Source organism: Mesorhizobium sp. WSM4837, assembly GCF_055811435.1.
The window spans coordinates 1-1,788 of sequence record NZ_JBVVQE010000182.1 but is presented as its reverse complement, the minus strand read 5'-3'; the positions used below and the strand labels follow the sequence as shown (position 1 = coordinate 1,788).

General features: G+C 65.7%; 1 protein-coding gene and 1 pseudogene. Both read left to right on the top strand.

Translation table 11 applies throughout. The annotated features are described in order from the left end of the window. A pseudogene (locus AC0L3D_RS36540) lies at nucleotides 1-287 on the top strand (hypothetical protein); the annotation flags it as partial. Between the two features lie 221 nt (nucleotides 288-508). Beyond that, nucleotides 509-1,788: DEAD/DEAH box helicase (locus AC0L3D_RS36535; protein ID WP_473647518.1), on the top strand; the 1,280-nt coding region annotated here is incomplete at its 3' end.

The window sequence follows — 1,788 nt, the reverse complement described above, 5'->3', positions numbered from 1 at the left end:
CCCCGCCCCCGCCCGGCCGCGGCGCGGGGGGGGGGGGGGGGCGCCCCGGGGCCGCCCGGCCCCGCCGGGCGGGGGGGCGCGCCGCGCTGCTCTCCAACAAGTCGACCGTTCGTTTCGACATTCTGGAGGCGGAAAAGCGGCCGGTGAACGCCGCCGCCGACCATACCGAGGTGAAGGCCGTAACCTCGGTTACGGTGCAAGAATCGCCAACGGTAACGGCGACGCTGCTGTTCGATCCGAGCCATTCGTGGAACGAGCGCATTCTCGCCGAACAGTTCCGCTATTGAGCCGGCGCAGCGACAGCAGATCGATTAAGCATCGCGATTAAGGGTTACGACTTCACAATCGTGCCGTCCCCCGCCTGTTTGTGTTGACAAATCGTGGGCTTGCGCCTACCTGCAATGCCAATCTTGCAGGCGCGCGGCGCTTGCCGCGACCGCTTGCGTTGCGCCCCCGAACCAGCCAAAGACAGCCAAACTTGTCCTCAGACACCCAGATCGCTCAAGACGTGTTGACCTTCGCAGACCTCGGCCTGTCGCCGAAGGTCCTTTCCGCAGTCACCGACGCCGGTTACACCGAACCGACACCGATCCAGGCCGGCGCCATTCCGCACGCCTTGCTCGGCAAGGATATTTTGGGCATCGCCCAGACCGGCACCGGCAAGACGGCCTCGTTCGTGCTGCCGATGCTGACCCGCCTCGAAAAAGGCCGGGCGCGCGCGCGCATGCCACGCACGCTGATCCTCGAGCCAACCCGCGAGCTTGCCGCGCAGGTTGAAGAGAACTTCATCAGATACGGCAAGAACCACAAGCTCAACATCGCGCTGCTGATCGGCGGCGTGTCCTTCGACGAGCAGGACAAGAAGCTGGAGCGCGGCGCCGACGTGCTGATCGCGACGCCAGGCCGCCTGCTCGATCATCGCGAGCGCGGAAAGCTTCTGCTCAACGGCGTGGAGATCCTGGTCATCGATGAGGCCGACCGCATGCTCGACATGGGCTTCATTCCCGACATCGAGCGCATCTGCGAGATGATCCCGTTCACCAGGCAGACGCTGTTCTTCTCGGCGACGATGCCGCCTGAGATCACCAAGCTCACCGAGAAATTCCTGCACGCGCCGGTGCGCGTCGAGGTTTCGAAGGCGGCGTCCGCCGCGACCAACATCATCCAGCGGCTGGTGAAATCCGGCTCGAAACCCTGGGACAAGCGCGAGACGCTGCGCAATCTGATAAAGGCCGAGGATGCGGAACTGAAGAACGCCATCATCTTCTGCAACCGCAAGATCGAGGTCTCGGAGCTTTTCCGCTCGCTGCTGAAACATGATTTCGACGCCGGCGCGCTGCATGGCGACATGGACCAGCGCGCGCGCATGCAGATGCTGGCCAATTTCCGTGACGGCAAACTGCGCTACCTCGTTGCGTCGGACGTAGCGGCGCGCGGCCTCGACATCCCCGATGTCAGCCACGTCTTCAATTACGACGTGCCGATCCATGCCGAGGACTATGTCCATCGCATCGGCCGCACCGGCCGCGCCGGCCGCTCGGGCAAATCCTTCACCATCGCCACCAAGTCCGACACCAAATACATCGAGGCGATCGAACGGCTGATCGGCAACAAGATCGAGTGGCATGACGGCGATCTGTCGACAGTCGTCGCCAGCGAGAGCGGGGACGACGATGCTCCCCGCCGTGGCCCCCGGGGGCCCCCCCCCCCCCCCGCCCCCACGCACGCGGCAGGGCGGCGGGCGCCCCCCCCCCCCCCCCCGCCCCCCCCCCCAAAGGCCGCAGCCCA